The 21,717-nt window shown below is 67.2% G+C and carries 19 protein-coding genes; 1 reads left to right on the top strand and 18 read right to left on the bottom strand.

The genetic code is table 11. The annotated features are described in order from the left end of the window. Nucleotides 1-42: 42 nt before the first annotated feature. Genes ACDC67_RS00155 through secA form a run of 4 tightly spaced genes read right to left on the bottom strand, consistent with a single transcriptional unit; the run spans nt 43 to nt 5,237 of the window. On the bottom strand, nt 43-780 hold the full coding sequence (locus ACDC67_RS00155) for a creatininase family protein (protein WP_376689814.1): 738 nt from the start codon (nt 778-780) through the stop codon (nt 43-45). 50 nt (nt 781-830) lie between these two features. Beyond that, nucleotides 831-1,529 carry a 4'-phosphopantetheinyl transferase family protein gene (locus ACDC67_RS00150; protein ID WP_376689813.1) on the bottom strand — a complete coding sequence of 233 codons (699 nt, stop codon included), beginning with the start codon at nt 1,527-1,529 and terminating at the stop codon, nt 831-833. Beyond that, nucleotides 1,526-2,503 (bottom strand): Nudix family hydrolase, encoded by a 978-nt coding sequence (locus ACDC67_RS00145; protein ID WP_376689812.1) that lies wholly within the window; start codon nt 2,501-2,503, stop codon nt 1,526-1,528. Before ACDC67_RS00145 ends, ACDC67_RS00150 begins: the two co-directional genes overlap by 4 nt. Nucleotides 2,504-2,513: 10 nt before the next feature. Next, nucleotides 2,514-5,237, bottom strand: a complete 2,724-nt coding sequence (gene secA / locus ACDC67_RS00140) for a preprotein translocase subunit SecA (protein WP_376689811.1) — start codon at nt 5,235-5,237, stop codon at nt 2,514-2,516. A 138-nt stretch (nt 5,238-5,375) separates the two neighbouring features. Between secA and ACDC67_RS00135 the strand changes: the two genes are divergently transcribed. Further along, a complete protein-coding gene (locus tag ACDC67_RS00135) occupies nt 5,376-5,693 on the top strand; it encodes a DciA family protein (protein ID WP_376689810.1) in 318 nt (105 codons plus the stop codon). A 223-nt stretch (nt 5,694-5,916) separates the two neighbouring features. Here ACDC67_RS00135 and lpxC read toward each other — a convergent pair whose 3' ends face one another. The 14 genes from lpxC to rsmH all read right to left on the bottom strand — a co-directional run bounded on the left by lpxC (nt 5,917) and on the right by rsmH (nt 21,716). Continuing rightward, a complete protein-coding gene (gene lpxC, locus ACDC67_RS00130; protein ID WP_376689809.1) occupies nt 5,917-6,831 on the bottom strand; it encodes a UDP-3-O-acyl-N-acetylglucosamine deacetylase in 915 nt (304 codons plus the stop codon). A 223-nt stretch (nt 6,832-7,054) separates the two neighbouring features. Further along, on the bottom strand, nt 7,055-8,227 hold the full coding sequence (ftsZ, locus tag ACDC67_RS00125) for a cell division protein FtsZ (RefSeq protein WP_376689808.1): 1,173 nt from the start codon (nt 8,225-8,227) through the stop codon (nt 7,055-7,057). Between the two features lie 173 nt (nt 8,228-8,400). Continuing rightward, nucleotides 8,401-9,630, bottom strand: coding sequence for a cell division protein FtsA (gene ftsA, locus ACDC67_RS00120; RefSeq protein WP_376689807.1), 1,230 nt, complete (start codon nt 9,628-9,630; stop codon nt 8,401-8,403). After that, nucleotides 9,623-10,357: a cell division protein FtsQ/DivIB gene (locus ACDC67_RS00115; protein WP_376689806.1), complete on the bottom strand. Its 735-nt coding sequence runs from the start codon at nt 10,355-10,357 to the stop codon at nt 9,623-9,625. The genes ftsA and ACDC67_RS00115 overlap by 8 nt, the downstream gene beginning before the upstream one ends. Next, nucleotides 10,354-11,283 carry a D-alanine--D-alanine ligase gene (locus ACDC67_RS00110; RefSeq protein ID WP_376689805.1) on the bottom strand — a complete coding sequence of 310 codons (930 nt, stop codon included), beginning with the start codon at nt 11,281-11,283 and terminating at the stop codon, nt 10,354-10,356. Before ACDC67_RS00110 ends, ACDC67_RS00115 begins: the two co-directional genes overlap by 4 nt. Then, entirely contained in the window at nt 11,280-12,707 is a 1,428-nt protein-coding gene (gene murC, locus ACDC67_RS00105) for a UDP-N-acetylmuramate--L-alanine ligase (protein WP_376689804.1), read from the bottom strand. Before murC ends, ACDC67_RS00110 begins: the two co-directional genes overlap by 4 nt. After that, the gene (gene murG / locus ACDC67_RS00100; protein ID WP_376689803.1) at nt 12,704-13,765 is read right to left on the bottom strand and encodes an undecaprenyldiphospho-muramoylpentapeptide beta-N-acetylglucosaminyltransferase; all 1,062 of its coding nucleotides are present in this window, start codon (nt 13,763-13,765) and stop codon (nt 12,704-12,706) included. The genes murC and murG overlap by 4 nt, the downstream gene beginning before the upstream one ends. Then, on the bottom strand, nt 13,762-14,943 hold the full coding sequence (gene ftsW / locus ACDC67_RS00095) for a putative lipid II flippase FtsW (RefSeq protein WP_376689802.1): 1,182 nt from the start codon (nt 14,941-14,943) through the stop codon (nt 13,762-13,764). Before ftsW ends, murG begins: the two co-directional genes overlap by 4 nt. A gap of 5 nt (nt 14,944-14,948) precedes the next feature. After that, on the bottom strand, nt 14,949-16,025 hold the full coding sequence (gene mraY, locus ACDC67_RS00090; RefSeq protein WP_376689800.1) for a phospho-N-acetylmuramoyl-pentapeptide-transferase: 1,077 nt from the start codon (nt 16,023-16,025) through the stop codon (nt 14,949-14,951). Continuing rightward, on the bottom strand, nt 16,019-17,362 hold the full coding sequence (locus tag ACDC67_RS00085) for a UDP-N-acetylmuramoyl-tripeptide--D-alanyl-D-alanine ligase (protein ID WP_376689799.1): 1,344 nt from the start codon (nt 17,360-17,362) through the stop codon (nt 16,019-16,021). The genes mraY and ACDC67_RS00085 overlap by 7 nt, the downstream gene beginning before the upstream one ends. Further along, entirely contained in the window at nt 17,359-18,822 is a 1,464-nt protein-coding gene (locus ACDC67_RS00080; protein ID WP_376689798.1) for a UDP-N-acetylmuramoyl-L-alanyl-D-glutamate--2,6-diaminopimelate ligase, read from the bottom strand. The genes ACDC67_RS00085 and ACDC67_RS00080 overlap by 4 nt, the downstream gene beginning before the upstream one ends. Then, nucleotides 18,815-20,512, bottom strand: coding sequence for a peptidoglycan D,D-transpeptidase FtsI family protein (locus tag ACDC67_RS00075; RefSeq protein WP_376689797.1), 1,698 nt, complete (start codon nt 20,510-20,512; stop codon nt 18,815-18,817). The genes ACDC67_RS00080 and ACDC67_RS00075 overlap by 8 nt, the downstream gene beginning before the upstream one ends. Beyond that, nucleotides 20,509-20,775 (bottom strand): cell division protein FtsL, encoded by a 267-nt coding sequence (gene ftsL, locus ACDC67_RS00070; RefSeq protein ID WP_376689796.1) that lies wholly within the window; start codon nt 20,773-20,775, stop codon nt 20,509-20,511. Before ftsL ends, ACDC67_RS00075 begins: the two co-directional genes overlap by 4 nt. Next, nucleotides 20,772-21,716 (bottom strand): 16S rRNA (cytosine(1402)-N(4))-methyltransferase RsmH, encoded by a 945-nt coding sequence (gene rsmH, locus ACDC67_RS00065; RefSeq protein WP_376689795.1) that lies wholly within the window; start codon nt 21,714-21,716, stop codon nt 20,772-20,774. Before rsmH ends, ftsL begins: the two co-directional genes overlap by 4 nt. Nucleotide 21,717 lies beyond the last annotated feature (1 nt).

The following is a 21,717-nucleotide window of genomic DNA, read 5'->3' as shown; positions in this document are numbered from 1 at the left end:
ATCACATTTTGCCGGATTCGCAAGTCCTTTTCATTCCCCGGCTCAGTGCTGGGCCAGGAACGCGCGGTAGTCCTCCAGGGCGTCGGCCAGCCCGGCCTCGTAGAAGCGCCTGCCGTGCTCGCGGGTGGCCCGGTGGGGCTCCGAGCCCATGCGGCCGTCGGCAAATCGCGACCGGAAATCGACGGCATCCCGGATCGGTCCATCGGGCGCGCGCAGCGGATCGAGCTTGTCGCGCCGCTCCGCCTCGGGGTAGGCGTACCAGGTCAGCGCGATTTCCGAGGCCGTGGCGTGGCTGCCCTCGGCATCGCCGTACAGTTCCCGCGCCAGGGCCTGCACGCGCCTTCCGGCGAACCAGTTGCCCATCTTCATGCGCTGGCCCGAGGCGCGACCGGCCAGGCTGGCATCGGCCCAGACCTCCGCAAAGCCGGCGTTGACCGTTGCGATATTGCCGCCATGGCCGTTGAGGAAATAGAAATGCGTGAAGCCGTGCCGGGTCAGCGAACCGACGACGTCGCGCACCACCGCCATCAGGGTCGACGGCCGCAGACTGATCGAACCCGGAAAACCCAGGTGGTGCTGGGCCATGCCGATGCTCAGGGTCGGTCCGATCAGGATGCCCTCCTCGGCCAGGCCGCCGGCAATCGTCTCCGGGCAGATCGCGTCCGTGCCGATCAGACCGGTGGGTCCGTGTTGCTCGGTCGATCCGATCGGGATCACGATGCCGGTGGAGCCTTCCAGGTAGGTCTCGACTTCGGGCCAGGTCGCGCGTTGTAGATACATACCGGGTTTCCTTGGGTGAGCGCCGTGCGGCGCGTTGAGCTTGGGCGAGGTCAGGCGCCGATACGCCTGAGCACGGGCGTGACCGGGCCCTGCGTAACCGCGAGATGCCCGACCAGGCCGCTCGGCATCGACAGGCCGGCCAGCGCCATCGACCGCGGGCCGGACCAGTCGCCGGGCAGGCGCCGAATCGTGGGCGGCTGCCAGTCGAGCTCGATCTCCCCGAGACAACCGGCCAGGCCGCAACCGCGGGCCTTGACCAGGGATTCGCGCGCCGTCCACTGTTGCAGAAACTGGCGGGAGCGGAACGGTTCATCGAGCTCGACCAGCCATTCGGCTTCCGCTGGCGAGAGAAACCGGCGCGCAAGCAGCTGCGCGCGCGGGAGGCGACGCTCGACTTCGATATCGATTCCCACGCCGACCCCCTCGGCAACCGCGATCGCCAGCCAGTCGCCCGAGTGCGAAACGTTGAACCGAAGCGGGCTGTCGGCATGCTCACCGGCGAGCATCGGCTTGCCGCGATCGCTGCGAACCAGTTGGACGGATTTGCCCGGGCAACCCAGGTAGGCGGCCAGCAGCAGGCGAAGGAAGAACTGCTGCTGCACGCGTTGCCGCATGATACGTTCGCGGCGCTCGGATCCGGCTGGGCCGGCATCGAGGGGCAGCTCGCTCAGGCGCGTGAACCACACATCCACCGATCCGGCCTCGGGCATCGGGCGCGGACGTATGGGCAGCCGTACCGTTTCGATCACGACCAGGTCTCTCCCGCAGCGTACGTGCCGGCCACGCCGAAACCGCCGCGCTCGCGCGCGCCGGAAAGGTCGCCCGGCCCGACGCCACCGCGCGCATAGACTGGCAGCGGCGAACGACGGCTCAGTCGCTCGAAGCCCGCCCAGCCCAACGGCTCCGCATGTTCGACGCCCTCGGTGCCGAGAACGGGAGAAAGCGTGACGAAATCGAGACCCAGGGCGCCCGCCCGCGCCAGATCGGATTCGTTCCTGCAGCAGGCCATGACCAGTTTCTCGTCGCCCAGTGGTCGGGCATCGAGAGAACGCAGACCGGGGGCATCGAGGTGCACGCCGTCGGCGGCCGCTTCGATGGCCAGCGCCGGCGGACCGTTGAGCAGCCATCGCCCGCCCGCCGCGGCCACGGCCTCCCCGAAGGCCCGCGCCATCGAAGCGAGGCTTGCGGCGTCGACCGACCCGGCGCGCAGCTGAAACAGGCGCAGACCCCGATCCAGTCCCTCGCGGGCCCAGGCCAGGATGCCTTCGATATCGCCGGAATCCCGCGGCTCGGGACTGATGGCATAACGGTCGTCGATGCCGAACGCGCGCACGATCGGGCGGTCGGCCGCCGGCATCGGCATCGCGTTCATCTGGGCAACGCTGACCCAGTCCAGGGACTGACCTTCCAGCCCACTTGGCTGCCCGCGCCACTCGTCGACCTCGTACAGCTTGAGACGCACGGCCAGCTCGGGATAGTGGTGGGTCAGCGACAGCCAGGGCCGCGACGAGACAACCTCGATATCCAGTTCCTCGGCCAGCTCGCGGGCCAGCGTGCGGGCATCCGATTCATCGCCTTCGCGCTTGCCGCCGGGAAACTCCCAGGTGCCGGCAAGATGCTTTCCCGCCGGGCGCTGCGCCAGCAGGATGCGGCCACGGTCGTCGCGGATGACACCGGCGACGACCTCGATCAGCCGAACGGACTGCGCCGGCCGGCCGCTCACGACCGCTGCCCTATCCCAGCCTGCCGTGGCACTGCTTGTACTTCTTGCCCGATCCGCAGGGACAGGGTTCGTTGCGACCGACCTTGCGGCCTTCGCGCACGAACGTGTCGGGCTTTTCGTCCGCACCGGCCTGCTGCTGCCCCCCGGCGGGCGCGTTGCCGGCGGTCGCAGACTGCGCCTCGGCGTGCTGGAACTGCATCGGCGCCTCGCGCTTGCGCTGCTGATCGACGGCCTCGACGTCATCCTCGCTCCGCACGCGCACGCGTGCCAGGCCCTTCATCACCTCGTGCTTCATGTTGTCGAGCATCTCGGTGAACATCTCGAAGCCTTCGCGCTTGTACTCCTGCTGCGGCTTCTTCTGGGCAAAACTGCGCAGACTGACGCTGCGGCGCAGGTAGTCCATGCTGGCGAGGTGCTCCTTCCACTGCTGGTCGAGAATCGACAGCATCAGGGCCTTCTCGAACTGGCGCATGACCGAGGAGCCGACCATGTCTTCCTTGGCCTGGTAGTGCGCTTCAACAGTTTCCAAGACCCGCTTGCGCAGGCCTTCCTCGGCCAGGTCCTCGTCCTCCTCGAGCCAGCGCTGGATCGGCACCTCGATGCCGAACTCGCCCGCGAGGGCGCGTTCGAGTCCCTCGGTGTCCCACATCTCGTCGATGGAACCCGGCGGCACGAACTGGCTGATGAGCCGATCGAACACCTCCTCGCGGATGGCTTCGATGGTCTCGCCGATATCGTCGGCTTCCATCAGCTCGTTGCGCTGCGAGTAGATGACGCGGCGCTGGTCGTTGGCCACGTCGTCGTACTCGAGCAGGTGCTTTCGCATGTCGAAGTTGTGCGCCTCGACCTTGCGCTGGGCATTCTCGATGGCGCGGTTGACCCAGGGATGCTCGATCGACTCGCCGTCGCGCATACCCAGCTTCTGCATCATGTTGCCCATGCGCTCGGAAGCGAAAATGCGCATGAGATTGTCGTCCAGCGAGAGGTAGAAACGGGTCGACCCCGGATCACCCTGGCGGCCTGAGCGCCCGCGGAGCTGATTGTCGATACGCCGCGACTCGTGCCGCTCGGTACCGATGATGTGCAGGCCGCCGGCTTCGATCACCCGATCGTGACGGGCCTGCCAGTCTTCCCTGACTTTGCGACGCTGATCCTCGCTGGCGTCCTCACCCAGGTCGCGCAGCTCGGCCTCGAGGTTGCCGCCCAGAACAATATCGGTGCCGCGGCCGGCCATGTTGGTGGCGATGGTGACCGCGCCGGGCTGACCGGCCTGCTCGATGATGTGCGCCTCGCGCTCGTGCTGCTTGGCGTTGAGCACCTCGTGGTCGATGCCGGATTTCTTGAGCTCCCTGGAGATCAGCTCGGAGTTCTCGATCGACGTCGTGCCCACCAGCACGGGCTGGCCGTTGGCCACGCGCTCCTTGATATCCGCCACGATGGCGTCGAACTTTTCCTGCTTGGTCAGGAAAACCAGGTCGGCGTGGTCGATGCGGACCATCGGCTTGTGGGTGGGAATGACCACCACCTCCAGGCCGTAGATCGACTGAAGCTCGTAGGCCTCGGTGTCGGCCGTGCCGGTCATGCCCGAAAGCTTGTCGTAGAGCCGGAAGAAGTTCTGGAAGGTGATCGAGGCCAGGGTCTGGTTCTCGCGCTGGATCGGCACGCCTTCCTTGGCTTCGACGGCCTGGTGCAGTCCCTCGGACCAACGCCGTCCCTGGAGCGTGCGGCCGGTGAACTCGTCGACGATGATCACTTCACCGTCGCGCACGATGTAGTCGGTGTCCTTGTGGAACAGGTGGTGGGCGCGCAGCGAGGCATTGAGCGTGTGCATCAGTCCAAGGTTGACCGAGTCGTAAAGGCTCGCGCCCGACTCGATCATGCCGGCATCCGCCAGCAGGCCCTCGACCTTGGCCATGCCGTCTTCGGTCAGGTAGACCTGCTTGGTCTTCTCGTCGATGGAAAAATCGCCCGGCCCGTCTTCTTCCTGCTGCGGTTCGAGCGCCGGCACGATCCGGTTCATCTTCACGTAGATGTCCGGCCCCTCGTCGGTGGGCCCGGAGATGATCAGCGGCGTACGCGCCTCGTCGATCAGAATGGAGTCGACCTCGTCAACGATGGCGAAGTGCCGGCCGCGCTGGACGCGCTGCTCGAGCGAGAAGGCCATGTTGTCGCGCAGGTAGTCGAAACCGAACTCGTTGTTGGTGCCGTAGGTGACATCGGCGTTATAGGCTTCGCGCTTGGCATCCGGGCTCATGCCGGGCACCGAAACGCCAACGGTCAGGTCCAGGGCCGAGTAGATCGGCCGCATCCAGTCGGCATCGCGAGCGGCCAGGTAGTCGTTGACGGTCACCACGTGCACGCCCCGGTCGGGGATGGCATTGAGATAGACCGCCAGGGTGGCCACCAGGGTCTTGCCCTCGCCCGTCTTCATCTCGGCGATCTTGCCCTGATGGAGCACCATGCCGCCGATCAGCTGCACATCGAAGTGCCGCATGCCGAGCGTGCGCACGGAGGCCTCGCGAACCGCGGCAAAGGCCTCCGGCAGCAACTGCTTCAGGCTTTCGCCCTGCTCGTGGCGCTGGCGAAACTCGGCGGTTTTGGCCTTGAGCTCGGCGTCGCTGAGCTTCTGGAATTCCGGCTCGAGGGCATTGATCGCCTCGACATCCTTGTAGAGGGCCTTGACCAGCCGCTCGTTGCGGCTGCCCACCACCTTGGTGATCAGGGATTTGAGCATGAATTGTCCGTCGTCTTGAAGAAGTGGTTCTTCCCGAAGTGAATTTACTTGGGGTCGGCACCGCATGGGTGCAAGCACAGCCTGCCATTGTAGCCGCCCGGGGGGTTAAACTGCAGGCTTTCGGCTCGAGGGCATCCGATGGCAGCAAGCAGGCACCGATCCGAGCGCCCGATCACGGAGATCTCGTCGAAACACGACGGGCTGGGGCGCCTGCTGGCCACCGCCCGCGCGCTCGACCAGCTCGACGCCAGCCTGCGCCAGGTCCTGCCCGGGAGCATGCGCGAGCACATCGGGCTGGCCTGCATCGAGGGCAAGACCCTGGTGCTGGCCGCCACCAGCCCCGCCTGGGCCAGCCGCGCCCGCCTGATGGCCGATGATCTGCTGCGGGAAGCCAATCGCCAGCTCGACGAGAGGCTGGAGGGGACGCGGGTGATTGTAGTTCCCGGGATCCGCTAAATGACCAATGACCAAATTCCAATTTTCAAACAAGGACCAATTCTCAATGATCAAATGACCGAAGCACGAGCCGCCGGGGCGGCGCCTCCTGTTTGTAGCATTGGTCATCGAACATTCGGAGTTTGTTTGGTCCTTGGTGCTTGAAAATTGGTCATTCCGGCGCCCCAAACAAAAACGGGCGCCGCAGCGCCCGCTTCACGATCTAGCTTACAGCCGAAACCCCTCAGACCGCTTGCGCCGGCTGAACATAGGAAATCGGCGCCGTTTCGTCGTCTTCGAAGGTCACCTCTTCCCAGGCTTCCTGGTCGGCGAGCACCTGGCGCACGAGCTGGTTGTTGAGCTCGTGGCCCGACTTGTGGCCGAAGAAGGCGCCGATGGGGTTGCGGTTGAGCAGGTACAGGTCACCGATGGCGTCGAGTACCTTGTGCTTGACGAACTCGTCCTCGTAGCGCAGGCCGTTCTCGTTGAGCACCCGGTAGTCGTCGAGCACCACGGCGTTGTCGAGGCTGCCGCCGAGCACCAGGTTGCGCTGGCGCAGATACTCGATATCGCGCATGAACCCGAAGGTGCGCGCCCGCGCCACTTCCTTGAGGTAGGAGGTGGTGGAAAACTCGACGTCGGCCTTGCAGGAATGCGAGCGGATCACCGGATGGTCGAACTCGATGGTGAAGTTGACGCGGAATCCCTCGTGCGGCTCGAAGCGCGCCCAGCGATCCTCGTCGCGCACCTCGACGGTCTTCTTCAGGCGAATGAAGCGCTTGGCCGCGTTCTGCTCGGCGATGCCGGCCGACTGGATCAGGAAGGCAAAGGGGCCGGCGCTGCCGTCCATGATCGGCACTTCGGCGGCGCTGAGATCGATATAGAGATTGTCGATGCCCAGGCCGGCCAGGGCCGACATCAGGTGTTCGATCGTGGCCACGCGCACGCCGTTGTCGTTGACCAGGGTGGTCGACAGGGCGGTGTCGCGAACCAGGTGCGGGTCAGCCTTGATTTCGGCGACCGGATCGAGGTCGACGCGGCGGAAAACGATCCCGCTGTTGGCCGGCGCAGGGCGCAGCGTCATCAGGACTTTTTCCCCGGTGTGCAGGCCTACGCCCGTGGCGCGGATAACATTCTTGAGTGTTCTTTGGCGGATCACTACGTTGACCGATTGCTGGTAGACGCCGCGGAGCATAGCACAGGCAACTGTAGCAAAAAAGCAATTTTTCGTGAAATCCGCCACAGATGTTGCCGAAAAACCACAGCGGCAGTCATGCGGCGGTCAAAAACCGGTCGGCACGGGCGTTCGTGGCGAGTCGAACGCCCGTGCCGACGGTTGCATTTCCGACCGGCACAGTCGGCTGAAGCTCCCTTCCGCCTCTTCAGTCCGCCTGGTTGCGCAGGAAAGCCGGGATGTCCAGGTAGTCCATCTCCTTCTGCTCTCCGAACAGCTTGCGGCTTTCACCCGGCCGGCCGTCCTCTGCCCGGCCTTCGGCGGCACCGCCCGGCTCGTCGTCCTCGTTGGCGCGGAAGGCGGGTCGGTTATCGGTTCCGGTGCGGACGACTTGCATCGGCCGCTCCTGGCGCTTTGGGCGCTGCGATCCCAGGCCCGTGGCCACAACAGTCACGCGCAGTTCGTCGTTCATGTCCGGGTCGATAACCGTGCCGATGACCACGGTGGCATCCTCGCTGGCGAGGTCGGCAACGGTGGTGCCCACCTCCTCGAACTCCTTCATGCTCAGGTTCATGCCGGCGGTGACGTTGACCAGGATGCCGCAGGCTCCGTTGAGGTCGACGTCTTCGAGCAACGGCGATCCGATGGCTGACTGAGCCGCCATCAGGGCACGATCCTCGCCCTTGGCCGTACCGGCACCCATCATCGCCATGCCCATTTCGCTCATCACCGTGCGCACGTCGGCGAAGTCGACGTTGATCAGCCCCGGCCGGGTGATCAGTTCGGCGATGCCCTGAACGGCACCGGAAAGCACCTGGTTGGCCGACTTGAACGCGTCGAGCAGGGTGATTTCCGCGCCCAGCACGCTCAGCAGCTTGCCGTTGGGAATGGTGATCAGGGAGTCGACGTGGTGCGACAGCTCGTCGATACCCTGCTGGGCCACGGCGCCACGACGCTGGCCCTCGAAGGGGAAGGGCTTGGTGACCACGGCCACCGTGAGAATGCCCATCTCCTTGGCGGTCTGCGCGACCACGGGTGCGGCACCCGTCCCGGTCCCGCCGCCCATGCCGGCGGTGATGAAGACCATATCGCAGCCTTCGAGCATCTCGCTGATGCGGTCGCGGTCCTCCAGCGCCGACTGGCGCCCCACTTCGGGGTTGGCACCGGCGCCCAGGCCCTTGGTCACGCCAGAGCCGATCTGCAGGGTGGTCTTGCCCGCAAAATTGCGCAAGGCCTGCGAGTCGGTGTTGACGCAGATGAATTCGACGCCCTCGATGGCCTGCTCGACCATCTGGTTGACAGCGTTGCCGCCGCCTCCGCCGATCCCGACGACCTTGATGGTCGCTCCGGGTGTGTAGTTTTCGATCAGTTCAAAAGGCATGTCGGTTTCTCCTTTCGCTCGCCATGTCGATCAACAAAATCCGGTCATTCCGGAATACTTCTTCAAAGGGATGACGGCACGCGTCTTCTTGCTGGACGCTTTGTGCCGCTCCCATGCCTTGCCCGAGGTACATCGAGTTCGGGCATACACTCGTTGGAACCGCTGGTTCCATCTCAAAACTCTCCCTGGAACCAGTTCTTGATCCGGTTCCAGAGGCTCTCGCCGCCACGCGCCAGTCCGGTGCGTCGGGGTGTGTCCATACGGCTGCCGTAGATCAGCAAGCCCACTCCGGTGGAGTGGATCTGGTTGTTGACCACTTCCGACAAGCCCGTGACGTGCTGGGGTGCGCCCAGGCGCACCGGCATGTGCAGGATCTCCTCGGCCAGTTCGACCACGCCCTCCATCTTCGAGCCGCCGCCGGTCAGCACCAGGCCGGCCGGAATCCTCGATTCGAAACCGGACTGCCGCAGCTGCTTGTGGACGTGATGAAACAGCTCGCGATAGCGCGCCTCGACTACCTGCGCCAGGGTCTGGCGCTCGAGCCGCCGTGGCGGCCGGTCGCCGACGCTCGGCACCTGGATGGTCTCGTCGGAACTGGCCATCTGCTCGAGCGCGCAGGCGTACTTGATCTTGATTTCCTCGGCGTGCACCGTCGGCGTGCGCAGGGCCACGGCGATGTCGTTGGTCACCAGGTCGCCGGCAATCGGGATGCAGGCGGTATAGCGGATCGCGCCCTCGGTGAACACGGCGATGTCGGTGGTGCCCGCGCCGATGTCGACCAGGCCGATCCCGAGGTCCTTTTCGTCTTCGCTGAGCACGGCGTAGCTCGAAGCCAGTTGCTGCAGGATCAGGTCGTCGACCTGCAGCCCGCAGCGCGCCACGCACTTGGTGACGTTCTGCACGGCACTCACCGCGGCGGTCACCAGGTGCACGCGGGCCTCGAGGCGCACGCCCGACATGCCCACCGGCTGGCGGATGCCGTCGGTCGAGTCGATGACGTACTCCTGCGGCAGCACGTGCAGGATGCGCTGATCGGCCGGAATGGCCACCGCCCGGGCCGACTCGAGCACGCGCTCGACGTCGCCGTCGGTGACTTCCTTGTCGCGGATGGCCACGGCGCCGTGCGAATTCAGCGAGCTGATGTGGCTGCCGGCGATGCCGGCGAAAACCGAGTGGATCTGGCAATCGGCCATCAGCTCGGCCTCCTCGATGGCACGCTGGATCGACTGTTCGGTCGACTCGATGTCGACCACCACGCCGCGCTTGAGGCCGCGCGACGGATGCGAGCCGAGGCTGACCACCTCGACCTGCCCGTCCGACTGCACTTCGCCGACGATGGCGACGATCTTGCTGGTGCCGATATCGAGTCCGACGACCAACGATTTTTCCGGTCGTTTAGCCATGGCTCGCCTGTTCTCCCTTGTCCGTTTCGTTGTCGTTCGGCGTCTCGGCCCAGCGCACCGCCAGGCCGTTGGTGTAGCGCATGTCGATGCGCCGGACCGGCCGTTCCAGCTCGGCCAGGGCCGCCTGTGCGCTGATGTAGCGATCCAGGCGCTGATCGACCTGCTCGCGTCCGAGCACCAGCGTGACGTCGTTGTCGAGAACGACGACCCAGGCCCCGCGTTCGTCGACGCTCAACTCAGCCACGTCACGCCCGACACTACCCAGCCGGCGGCGCATCGCCTGCCAGCGCTCGAGCACGTCGTCGTCGCGCGACTCCGGCCCGCGAAGCTTCGCCAGGCCCTGCATGCCCTCGCTACCGCTGACGCTGAAGACCTCGCCGCGATCGCTGAACAAGCGATCCTCGTTCCAGCGCGCCACCGGACGGTGCTCGGCGATCTCGATCAGCAGGGCATCCGGCCATTCCCGGCTGACCTCGGCGCGCGCGACCCAGGGCAAGGCCTCGACCCGGGCGCGCAAGTCCTCGAGATCGGCGGCGAAGAAGCCCTGTGAAGCCTCGTCGGCGACCGCGCCCCTGACCTGGCTGGCGCTGGTGCGCTCGAGCTCACCGGCCACATCCAGCCAGCGAATCGGCCACTGTTCGCTGCCGATCAGCCCGGAACGCAGCCACAGCGCGAGCAGCAACGCCAGGCCGGCGAGGACCGCGCTGGCCAGCCAGGCCGGCCTCACTGCGCGTTCAGGCTGGTTTCCAGAATCCGCCATACCAGTTCCTCGAATTCGATTCCCGCCGCTTTCGCGGCCATCGGCATGAGCGAGTGATCGGTCATGCCCGGTGTCGTGTTCACCTCCAGCAGCCAGGGCTGCCCGTCGTTATCCATCATCAAATCCACCCGGCCCCAGCCCGAGGTGCCGAGCACCCGGAAGGCGTCCAGGCACAGGTCGGCCAGGCGCGACTCGCCGGCCGCGTCCAGACCGCAGGGGCAGCGATACAGCGTGTCGCCGGATTCGTATTTCGCTTCGTAGTCGTAGAACTCGCGCGGGGTCTCGAGCCGGATCAGCGGCAACACCCGCTCGCCGAGGATGGCCGCGGTGTACTCGCGCCCCTCGATCATGCGCTCGACCAGCACCGTCGAATCGTGCGACAGGGCCTTTTCGAGAGCGGGTGCCAGCTGCACCGCTTCGCTCACCCGGCTCATGCCCAGGCTCGAGCCCTCGCGCGCCGGCTTGACGAACAGCGGCGGCGCCAGGGCCTGGAGAATGCGCTCCGCGTCTTCGGCCTTGCGGGCCACCGCCCACTCCGGGGTCGGCAGGCCGCAGGCGGTCAGGATCCGCTTGCTCTGCAACTTGTCCATGGTCAGGGCCGAGGCGAGCACGCCCGAGCCGGTGACCGGCACGCCGTAGATGCTCAGCGCACCCTGCAGGGTGCCGTCCTCGCCGCCGCGCCCATGCAGGAGGTTGAACACGCGGTCGTAGTGGCCGGCGGCGACGTGCTCGAGCAGGCGGCGCGCGCCATCGACCACGCTGAACTGGATGCCGAGCGTTTCCATCGCCGCCGCGACGGCACGCCCGCCCCGGAGCGAGACTTCGCGCTCGCCGCTTTCGCCGCCGACGACCAGGGCCACCTGGCCGAATTGGCGTGGGTCGCCGAGGTTCATGCCGCCTCCTCCGCGTAGCGTGCTTTCAACAATGCACCCAGCCGGCCGACATCGCCGGCGCCCATGACCAGCAGCAGATCGCCGTCGGCGACCAGATCGGGCAGGACGTCAACCGCCTCGTCCACCGCGCCGACGCGCGTGACGGGCAGCTCCCGCCGGCGACCGACGGCCCGCGCCAGCGCGTCCGAATCGATTCCCGCCAGCGCGGCTTCCCCGGCCGGGTAGAGATCGGCCAGCACCAGGGAATCGGCGCTGGAAAGCACGCGCGCGAAGTCATCGAACTGGTCGCGGGTGCGGGTGTAGCGGTGCGGCTGGAAGAACAGCAGCAGGCGCCGGTCCGGCCAACCGTCCCGGGCCGCCTGGATGACCGCCTCGAGTTCGGTCGGGTGGTGACCGTAGTCCTCGAAAGCCAGGACCTGGCGCCCAGCCACGTCGAGCGGGCCGATCTCGGCGAATCGCCGGCCGATGCCGCCGAAGCCCTCGAGACCGCGCACGATCGCCTCGGGCGAGATACCGATTTCGCAAGCCACCGCCGCGGCCCCGAGCGCGTTGAGCACGTTGTGCCGCCCGGGCTGGGCCAGGCTGACCGCACGGGCGGCCTCTTCACCCGGCAGCCACAGGTCGAAATGCATGTGCCGGCCCTGTTGGCGAACGTTCGTGGCGCGCACGTCGGCGTGCTCGTCGAGGCCGTAGGTGACGACCGCCCGGCCGACCTCCGGCACCAGCTCGGCGACGTGCGCATCGTCGATGCACAGCACCGCGACACCGAAGAACGGCAGGTGGTGGAGAAACTCCAGGAACGCACCCTGCAGCTGGTCGAAGCTGCCCTGGTAGGCGTCGAGGTGATCGCGGTCGATATTGGTCACCAGCGAGATCACCGGCTGCAGCTTGAGAAAGGAGCCGTCCGATTCGTCGGCCTCGGCAACCAGATACTGCCCGCCGCCCAGGCGCGCCCCGGTTCCGAAGGCGTTGACCAGCCCGCCGACGATGAAGGTCGGATCCAGCCCGCCCTCGGCCAGCAGGGTCGCGATGAGCGAGGTGGTTGTGGTCTTGCCGTGCGTTCCGGCCACGGCAATGCCCTGGCGAAAGCGCATCAACTCGCCCAGCATCTCGGCCCGGGCAATGACGGGGATGCGCCGCCTGCGAGCGGCAATCACTTCGGGGTTGTCTTCCGGCACGGCGCCCGAGACGACGACCACGTCGGCTTGACCGAGATGCGCTTCGGCATGCCCGATGCGAATGTCGGCGCCCAGCTGTTCCAGGCGCGCCACGGTCGTGGAACGCTGAAGGTCGGAACCGCTGACCTCGAATCCCAGGTTGATCAGGACCTCGGCGATGCCGCACATGCCCGCGCCGCCAATGCCGACCAGGTGGATGCGGCGCGTGCGGTGCATCAGGTTCGGTGCCTGCGCGCGAGTATTCATGCCGCCACCTCCAGGCAGGCATCCGCGACCGCTTCGGCGGCGGCATCGCGAGCCATTCCGCGTGCATTGCGGGCCATGGCGAGCAACTGCCCGCGCGTCATCGCGGCAAGGTGCTCGGCCAGCCAGCGCGCGTCGAACTCGCTCTCGCGCACCAGCCATGCGGCCTTGCCGTCGGCCAGGTAGCGACCGTTGTCGAACTGGTGATCGTCGACCGCGTACGGAAAGGGCACCAGCACGGCAGCCAGGCCCGCTGCAGCGAGCTCGGCGACGGTCAGCGCGCCGGCTCGGCATACCGCCACGTCGGCTTCGGCCCAGGCTGAAGCCATATCGTCGATGAACTCGACCACCTCGCCTTCGACCCCGGCTTCCTCGTAGGCCTTCCGGGTTGCCTCGAGCTGACGACCGGCCTGGTGGACGACGCGCGGACGGCGCGAATCGGGCAGGCGCGAGATCGCGTCGGGAATCACCCGGGAGAAGGCGCGAGCGCCCAGGCTGCCGCCGACGACCAGCAGGCACAGCGGTCCGTCGCGGTGTTCGAAGCGCCGATCCGGCTCCGCCAGCGCCGCGATATGCTGCCGCACCGGGTTGCCGACGTGCTCACCGCGCGGCAAGGTTTCGGGGAAGCCCGTCATGACGCGCCGGGCCAGCGGTCGCAACCAGCGGTTGGTCAAGCCGGCGACGGCATTCTGTTCATGGATGACCAGCGGAACGCCCTGGAGCCGGGCGGCGACCCCGCCGGGACCGGCTACGTATCCACCCATGCTCAGCACGCAGTGCGGACGATGTTTGCGAATCAGGGCCCTGGCCTGGAGAACGGCCTTGAACACGCGCCAGGGCGCGGCCAGCCAGCCCACCAGGCCCCGGCCGCGCAGGCCGGAGATGGCAATGCGTTCGAGCTCGAAGCCGGCAGCCGGCACCAGGCGATTCTCCAGCCCCGCGGGCGTGCCCAGCCAGCTGACCTCGACACCGCGGTCACGCAGCACTTCGGCCACCGCCAGGCCCGGGAAGATATGCCCACCGGTGCCGGCGGCCATGATCATGACGCGGGTGGTGCTCATACCTGCCACCCCCGGCGTCGGCGCGGCTGCTGGCGCGCCTCCATGTTGAGCTCCCACTGCACGCGCAGGACCACGCCGATGGCGGCCAGGGTCATGATGAGGCTGCTGCCGCCGGAGGAGATCAGCGGCAAGGTCAGGCCCTTGGTCGGCAGCATGCCGAGATTGACCGCCATGCTGACCAGCGCCTGCATACCGATCCACAGCCCGATCCCCCAGACCAGGAAGGCCGAAAACGGTCTGTCCTGTCGCTGTGCCTGCAGGCCGATCAGGAACATCCGACCGACCAGGAGGGAGAACAGGGCCAGAACGAACAGGATGCCGATCAGCCCGATCTCCTCGGCCAGCACGGCAAAGATGAAATCGGTGTGGGCCTCGGGCAGGTAGTAGAGCTTCTGCACGCTCGCGCCCAATCCGACGCCGTCGATCTGACCGCGACCGACGGCGATCAGCGCCTGGGTGAGCTGAAAGCCGCTGTTGAACGGATCGGCCCAGGGGTCGACGAATGTCATCACGCGCTGCAGGCGGTAGGGCTCCAGCGCGGCGAAGGTAATCAGCGGCACGCTGCTGAGGCCGAGCACGAACAAATGCTTCCAGGCCGCGCCGGCGAGCCAGATCATGCCGCCGACGATCGCACCCAGAACCACCGCCGAGCCCATATCGGGCTGCTTGAGCAGGATCGCGGCCAGGAGGCCGACGAGCAGCAGGGGCTTGAGCGTCTCCAGAAAGCGCGCCTGGCCCAGCTGCGGCCGCTTGGCCAGGTAGCCGGCCACGAACACGATCATCATCAGCTTGACCGCCTCGACCACCTGGAACCGCGCGATGCCGAAGTCGATCCAGCGCGTCGAGCCGTTGACCTCGTGCCCGATTCCCGGAACGAACGGCAGGAGCAGTATCAGAACCGCCAGCGGAAACGCCATGGGTGCCACACCCTGCAGCAGGCGCGTGCCGACCAGGTGCAGTACGGCGGCGGCGGCCAGGCCGATGCCGACGTAGATGATGTGTCGGACCAGGAAATGCCAGATCGAAACGGCGTAGCCCTCGGCCACGGCGATCGAGGTCGAGGCGACCATGATCACACCGACGACCAGCAGCCCCAGGGTGGCCAGAACGATGATCTGGTCCGGCCCCGCCGAGGGCGCGGCATCTCTGGAGCGGTATGCCTGTCTGACCTGTGCCATGGCGATCACCGGATCTTCATCGTGGCGAGGCCGGCGAGCACGAGCATGACGGCGATGATCCAGAAACGAACGATGACCTTCGGCTCGGGCCAGCCCTTGAGCTCGAAGTGGTGGTGAATCGGCGCCATGCGGAAGATGCGCTTTCCGGTCAACTTGAACGAAGCCACCTGCAGGATGACCGACAGGGTCTCGATGACGAAGATGCCGGCCATGACCGCGAACACGACTTCCTGGCGCACCGCCACGGCGACCAGGCCCAGGGCGGCCCCCACGGCCAGGGCGCCGACATCGCCCATGAACACCTGCGCCGGGTAGGTGTTGAACCACAGGAACCCGAGGCCGCCGCCGGCCAGCGCGGCACAGAAGATGGCCAGTTCACCAACACCGGGTATATAAGGCATGGCCAGGTAGTCGGCGAAGACCGTATGCCCGGTGGCGTAGGCGAAGATGCCCAGCCCGGCGGCCACGAACACCGCCGGCATGATGGCCAGTCCGTCGAGCCCGTCGGTAAGGTTGACGGCATTGGACGAGCCGACGATGACGAAATAGGCCAGCACCACGAAGCCCCAGCCCAGCGGCAGGGCAAAGTCCTTCAGGAAGGGCAGGAACAGCTGCGTGTTGGCCGGCACGTCCGCCGTCTGATAGAGAAAGACGGCGACCACGACCGCCGCCAGCGACTGCAGTCCGTACTTCCAGCGCGCCGACAGGCCTTCGCTGTTCTTGTACTTGAGCTTGCGCCAGTCGTCGACGAACCCGATCGCACCGAAGGCCGTGGTCACGAACAGTACCGTCCAGATGTAGCGATTGGCCAGGTCGGCCCACAACAGGGTCGAGATGATCAACGCGATCAGGATCAGCGTGCCGCCCATGGTCGGCGTGCCCGCCTTGGTCAGGTGCGACTCCGGGCCGAGCTCGCGAATCGGCTGGCCGATCTGGCGCTCGGTCATGTGGCGAATGAACAGCGGTCCGACGATCAGCGAGACGATCATGGCCGTCAGCGCCGCCATGACGGTGCGGAAGGTGATGTAGCCGAACAGCGCGACGTCGGCCATGAGCACGTGATCGAGCAGCCAGGTCAGCATGGATTCACCTCCCCGAGCAGGCCCTCGACGACGCGCTCCATGCCCATCGAGCGCGAGCCCTTGACCAGGCAGATCACGCCCGGACGGAGGGCTTCGGCAAGCGCCGCCATGAGCGCATCCCGGGATTCGAAATGGCGGGCCGGGCCATCGAAGGCGTCCGCGCTCGAGCGCGCCAGCTCACCCAGGGCGTACAGCCGGTCGACGCCGGCGTCGCGCGCCGACCGCCCCATTTCGGCATGCAGCCGCGGGCCGTCCGGCCCGAGTTCGGCCATGTCGCCGAGCACCAGCCAGCGCTCGCTGCCTTGCTGCCCGGAAAGCACATCGAGCGCGGCGGCAAGCGAGGCGGGGTTGGCGTTGTAGCTGTCGTCGATCAGCTGCCAGCCGTCGGCGTGGCGATGGGACTGCAACCGCCCGGGCAGGCTCCGCATGCCCGACAAGCCCTGCGCGACCGCCGCAAGCGGTACCGCCAGCGCCACCGCAACCGCGGTCGCCGCCAGCGCGTTGAGGAAATTGTGGCGTCCCGGGAGCGCGGGCTCGAAGCAGAAATCGCCGCTCGGGGTATTGATTAGTGCCGTCCCGCGCGAGAGCACGCCCGAGACGTTGGCCGCGCCGTCGCTGCCGAAGCTGATGATGCGCCGCTCGCCGGCCAGCTCGCGCCACAGCGGCGCGAATTCGTCGTCGGCGTTGATCACCGCCGTGCCGTCGGCCGGCAGGGCCGAGAACATCTCGCCCTTGGTGCGCGCCACGCCGGCAACGCTGCCGAGCCGCTCAAGGTGCGCCGGGCCGGCATTGGTGACCACGCCCACGTCGGGGCGGGCGATCGAGGCCAGGTAGTCGATGTCGCCGGGGCGGTTGCAGCCCATTTCGACGACGGCGTAACGGTGCGAGGCATCCAGGCGCGCCAGGGTCAAGGGCACGCCCAGCTCGTTGTTGTAGTTACCCTGGGTGGCGAGCGTCGGCCCCTGCGTGGACAGGATCGCGGCGACCATTTCCTTGACCGTGGTCTTGCCGTTGCTGCCGGTGATGCCGACGACCTCGACGTCCAGTTGTTCCCGCCAGGCGCGCGCGATGCGCCCCATGGCGTCGCGGACGTCGTCGACCACGACGCGGGGCAGCGCGTGATCGGCGGCGCGGCTGACCAGCGCGGCGGCAGCGCCGTTGTCCCGTGCCTGGTCGAGAAACGCGTGGCCGTCGTGATGTTCGCCGGGCAGTGCGCAGAACAGGTTGCCCGTTTCGATGCGCCGGGCATCGTGCAGCATGCCGTGGACCTCGACATCGTCTCCGATCACGCGGCCGCCGGCGATCTCGGCCAGCTTCGAGAGCTTGAAGCGCATCATGCCGCCGCCTCCAGCGCTTCGCGCACGCTGACATGATCGTCGCAAGGCAGGCGCCGGTCGCCGACGACCTGGTCGACCTCGTGCCCCTTGCCGGCCACCAGTACGATGTCGCCGGCTTCCCCGCTCCTGAGCGCGTGCGAGATCGCCCTGGCGCGGTCGCGAATCACGACCGTGCGCTGCGGTTTCTGCATGCCGGCCTGGATGGCGCGGATGATCGCAAGACCGTCTTCGCGACGGGGATTGTCGTCGGTGAGCACGATCCGATCGGCCAGGCGTTCGGCGACGCGGCCCATGCGCGGGCGCTTGTCGCGGTCGCGGTCACCGCCGCATCCGAACACGCACCACAGGTTGCCCCCGGTCAGTTCCCGGGCACTCATCAAGGCGTTCTCGAGGGCGTCAGGCGTGTGAGCGTAGTCGATGATGGCAAGCGGGAAACCGGCGCGACCGATCGGCTCCATGCGCCCGGGCACCGGCTCCAGCGCGGCCAGGCATTGCGCGATGGCCGACGTTTCTCGGCCGCGCTCGGCGAGCTCGGCCGCCACGATCAGCAGGTTCCAGAGATTGATTCGGCCGACCAGACGCGAACGCGCCTCGAAACGGCCGCCGGCCAGATCGAACTCGGCGTGGAGTCCGTCCATGTCGGCCGACAGCAACCGGGCCCTGGCCCGGGCATCGGGATGCGCATCGAGGGAGTAGCCGACCACCCGATTCGCCGCACCCAGGCGAGCGGCGAGCGACTGGCCGAACTCGTCGTCGAGATTGATCAAGCGGCGATCGCTCGAAAAGTCGGTGAACAGGCGGGCCTTGGCCGCGCCGTAGGCCGCGCGGTCACCGTGGTAGTCGAGGTGATCGTGGCCCAGGGAGGTGAATATCGTGCTGGAGAACGACAGACCGTCGAGTCGCCCCTGATCGAGGGCGTGTGACGAGGCCTCGAGCACGACGTGTTCAACACCCTGCCCGGCGAGTTCGGCGAGCTGGCGGTAGACGCTGAAAATATCCGGCGTCGTCAGGTTGCCCGGTCGGTGCTGCCCGGGACGGCCGCATCCGAGCGTACCGAGCATCGCGCCGTCGAGCGCCTGGGCCAGCAGCCAGGCGACCGAGCTCTTGCCGTTGGTGCCGGTCACCGCCACCAGGTCGAGCCCGTCGATCGCCTCGCCCCAGAAGCGTGTGGCCAATTCAGGCAGGTGACCGCGAAGCCCGGGAACGGCCAGTTCGGGCAGGCCCAGATCCTCGGGAGCGGCCGCCCGGCCGTCGTGCACGACCGCGGCGGCACCGCGCTCGCGCGCCTCGTAGACGAAGCGCATGCCGTGGCCCGTGCCGCCGGCCAGGGCCACGAAGGCCTCGCCCGGACGGACCCGGCGCGAATCCAGGCACAGCCCGGTCAGCCTCGGCCAGTCAGCGGCCGGAGGATCGACCAGTCCGCCGAGCAGTTCGCGCAAGCTCATCGAACGCTCACTCATGCGGAGCCTCCCCCCGGGCCATCAACAGGCCCGGGTCGTCCGGCGGGACGTTGAACAGGCGCAGGCCGGCGGCCATCACGTCGGAGAAAAGCGGTGCGGCGATCTGGCCGCCGTAATATTGCTCTCCCGAAGGATCGTTGACCACGACCACGGCCACCAGCCTGGGGTCGGAAACCGGCGCGAAGCCGGCGAAGCTGGCCACATAGCGGTCGCCGTAGCCGCCGGCTGCGGCCTTGCGGGAAGTACCGGTCTTGCCGGCCACGCGATAACCCTCCACGCGCGCCTCCTGGCCGGTGCCCTCCGGTCCGGTGACCGTCTCCAGCATGCCGGCCAGTTCGCGGGCCAGGTTGGGATCGAGCACCGAATGGGTCGAGCTGTCGGTGTCGGCGATGAAGGTCGGTTGACGCAGGCGCCCCTCGTCGGCGATGGCGCCCATTGCGCGGGCGAGCTGCAGCGGCGTCACCGACAGGCCGTAACCGTAAGCCAGGGTCGCCTGCTCGAGCTTGCGCCAGCGCTCGTAGTCACGCAGCACGCCGGCGGACTCTCCCGGAAAGCCCGTACCCGCAACCGAACCGAAGCCGAAACGCGAGTACATGCTCCAGAGATGGCGGGCGTCCATCGACAGCACCAGCTCGACGACGCCGACGTTGGAAGACTTGGTCAGCAGCTGCTCGACGGTCAGCTCGCCGTAGTCGCGCACATCGCGGATATCGTGACCGGAGACGTTGATCACGCCCGGCGAGGTATCGACCACCATGTCGCGCTGGGCCAGCCCCGCTTCCATGGTCGCGGCGACGGCAAAGGGCTTCATCACCGAGCCGGGCTCGAGCACATCGGTCAGCGCCCGGTTCCTCAGCCCCTCCGAGGGAATGCGCGTGGCGGCGTTGGGATTGTAGGACGGGTAACTGACCATGGTGAGAATCTCGCCCGAGTCGACGTCGAGCACGACCACCGAGCCGGATCGCGCGCCGAACTCCATCACGGTGGTCTTGAGGTCGCGAAAGGCCAGGTACTGCAGTCGGCGATCGATGGTCAGCTGCAGGTCGCGACCGGGGCTGGCCTCGCGGATCAGTTCGACGTTCTGCACCACCCGGCCGAAGCGGTCCTTGATCACCCGCTTTTCACCGGGCCGGCCCTGCAGCCAGTCGTTGTAGGCCAGCTCGAGCCCTTCCTGGCCGATGTCGTCGATATTGGTGAAGCCCAGCACCTGGGCGCTGACCTCGCCGGTGGGGTAGAAACGGCGATACTCGCGCTGCAGAAACACGCCGGGAATCTCGAGTTCGCGGATCTTGTCGGCGAGATCGGGATTGATCTGGCGACGCAGCCACACGAACTCGCGATTGGCGCGCTGCGTCAGTCGTCTTTCCATGTCGTCAGCATCGGCGTCGAGCAGGCCGGCCAGCAGGGAAATGTGATCGGCCGCCTGCAGCAGTTCGCCGGGATGTGCCCACACCGACTCGACCGGCGTGGACACGGCCAGGGGTTCACCGTTGCGGTCGAGAATGCTGCCGCGAACGGTCGGGATCGATACATCGCGCAGGTAGCGCGCCTCGCCCTGGCTCTGCAGGAACTCGGTTTCCATGACCTGCAGGTTGACCGCCCGCGCGACCACGGTCACGGCCGCCAGCAGCATGACGCCGGCGGTGATCCATACGCGCAGGTTGCTGCGATTGTTCGGCGCGTCGGTCATGGCGAAGTCACCAGGATTCGAACGTCTTCGGGCGATTCCATCTGCAGCTGCTCGCGCGCCTGGCTCTCGACCCGGCCGGCATCGCCCAGCCAGGCCTGCTCGAGCTGGAGGCGGCTCCACTCGACCCGTGCCTCGTCACGCTCGGACTCGGCCTCCTGCAGGCTCACGAACAGCTGTCGCGACTCGTGGCGCAGCACCACCACGCCGATGGCGCTGGCCAGTACGGCCGCGGTCAGGAAAAGCAGAAGCAGCCAGCGAATCATGCGCCCTCCCCGGTCGGCTTCTCGGCCACGCGCATACGCGCACTGCGGGAACGCGCATTGCGCTGAATCTCCGCCTCGTCGGCCTGGACCAGGCCACCGACGAGCTTCAAGCGCGGCACGAAGGGCTCGAGCGTGGGCAGCCGACGGTTCGCGGGCGGCGGCTTGGCGGCCTTCTGGAAGGCGCGCTTGACCCGCCGGTCCTCGAGCGAATGAAAGCTGATGACGACAAAGCGCCCGCCCGGCGCGAGCAGTTCGATGCCGGCCTCGAGCACCTGGTCGAGCGCACCGAGCTCATCGTTGATGAAGATGCGAAGCGCCTGGAAAGTGCGCGTGGCCGGGTGCCGCGGGGACGGCGAGCCCGGCACGGCCGCGCTGACGATCGCGGCCAGCTGCGCGGTGCGCCGGATGGGCGTGGCGTCGCGTTCACGCACGATGGCGCGGGCGATTCGGCGCGCGAAGCGCTCTTCACCGTAATCCTTGATGATGCGGGCGATCTCGGCTTCGTCGGCGCGGGTGAGCCATTCGGCGGCAGATTCCCCGGTATCGGGATCCATGCGCATGTCCAGCGGACCGTCGTGCTGGAAGCTGAAGCCGCGTTCGGGGTCGTCGAGCTGGGGAGAGGAAACGCCGATATCCAGCAGCAGGCCGTCGACCCGGCCGGTCAGGCCGAGTTCATCGATGATCGATCCGATCTGTGCGAAATTTCCCCGGCGAATCGTCACGCGGCCGTCGTCGGCGTATTTCGCGCGCGCATCGGCAATGGCCTGCGGATCTCGATCTGTTACCACCAGTCGCCCTTCCTCGCCGAGACGGGCCAGCATGGCCGCGCTGTGCCCACCCCGACCGTATGTGCCATCGACGTACACGCCATCGGCACGAATTCTCAACGCATCCAGTGCCGGCCCCTGCAGCACCGGTACATGTTCGTGGTCCGTCGCCATG

Origin of the sequence: Wenzhouxiangella indolica (genome assembly GCF_042310355.1) — a bacterium.
In the GTDB taxonomy this organism is placed as follows: domain Bacteria; phylum Pseudomonadota; class Gammaproteobacteria; order Xanthomonadales; family Wenzhouxiangellaceae; genus Wenzhouxiangella.
This window is presented reverse-complemented; position numbering and strand designations above follow the sequence as displayed.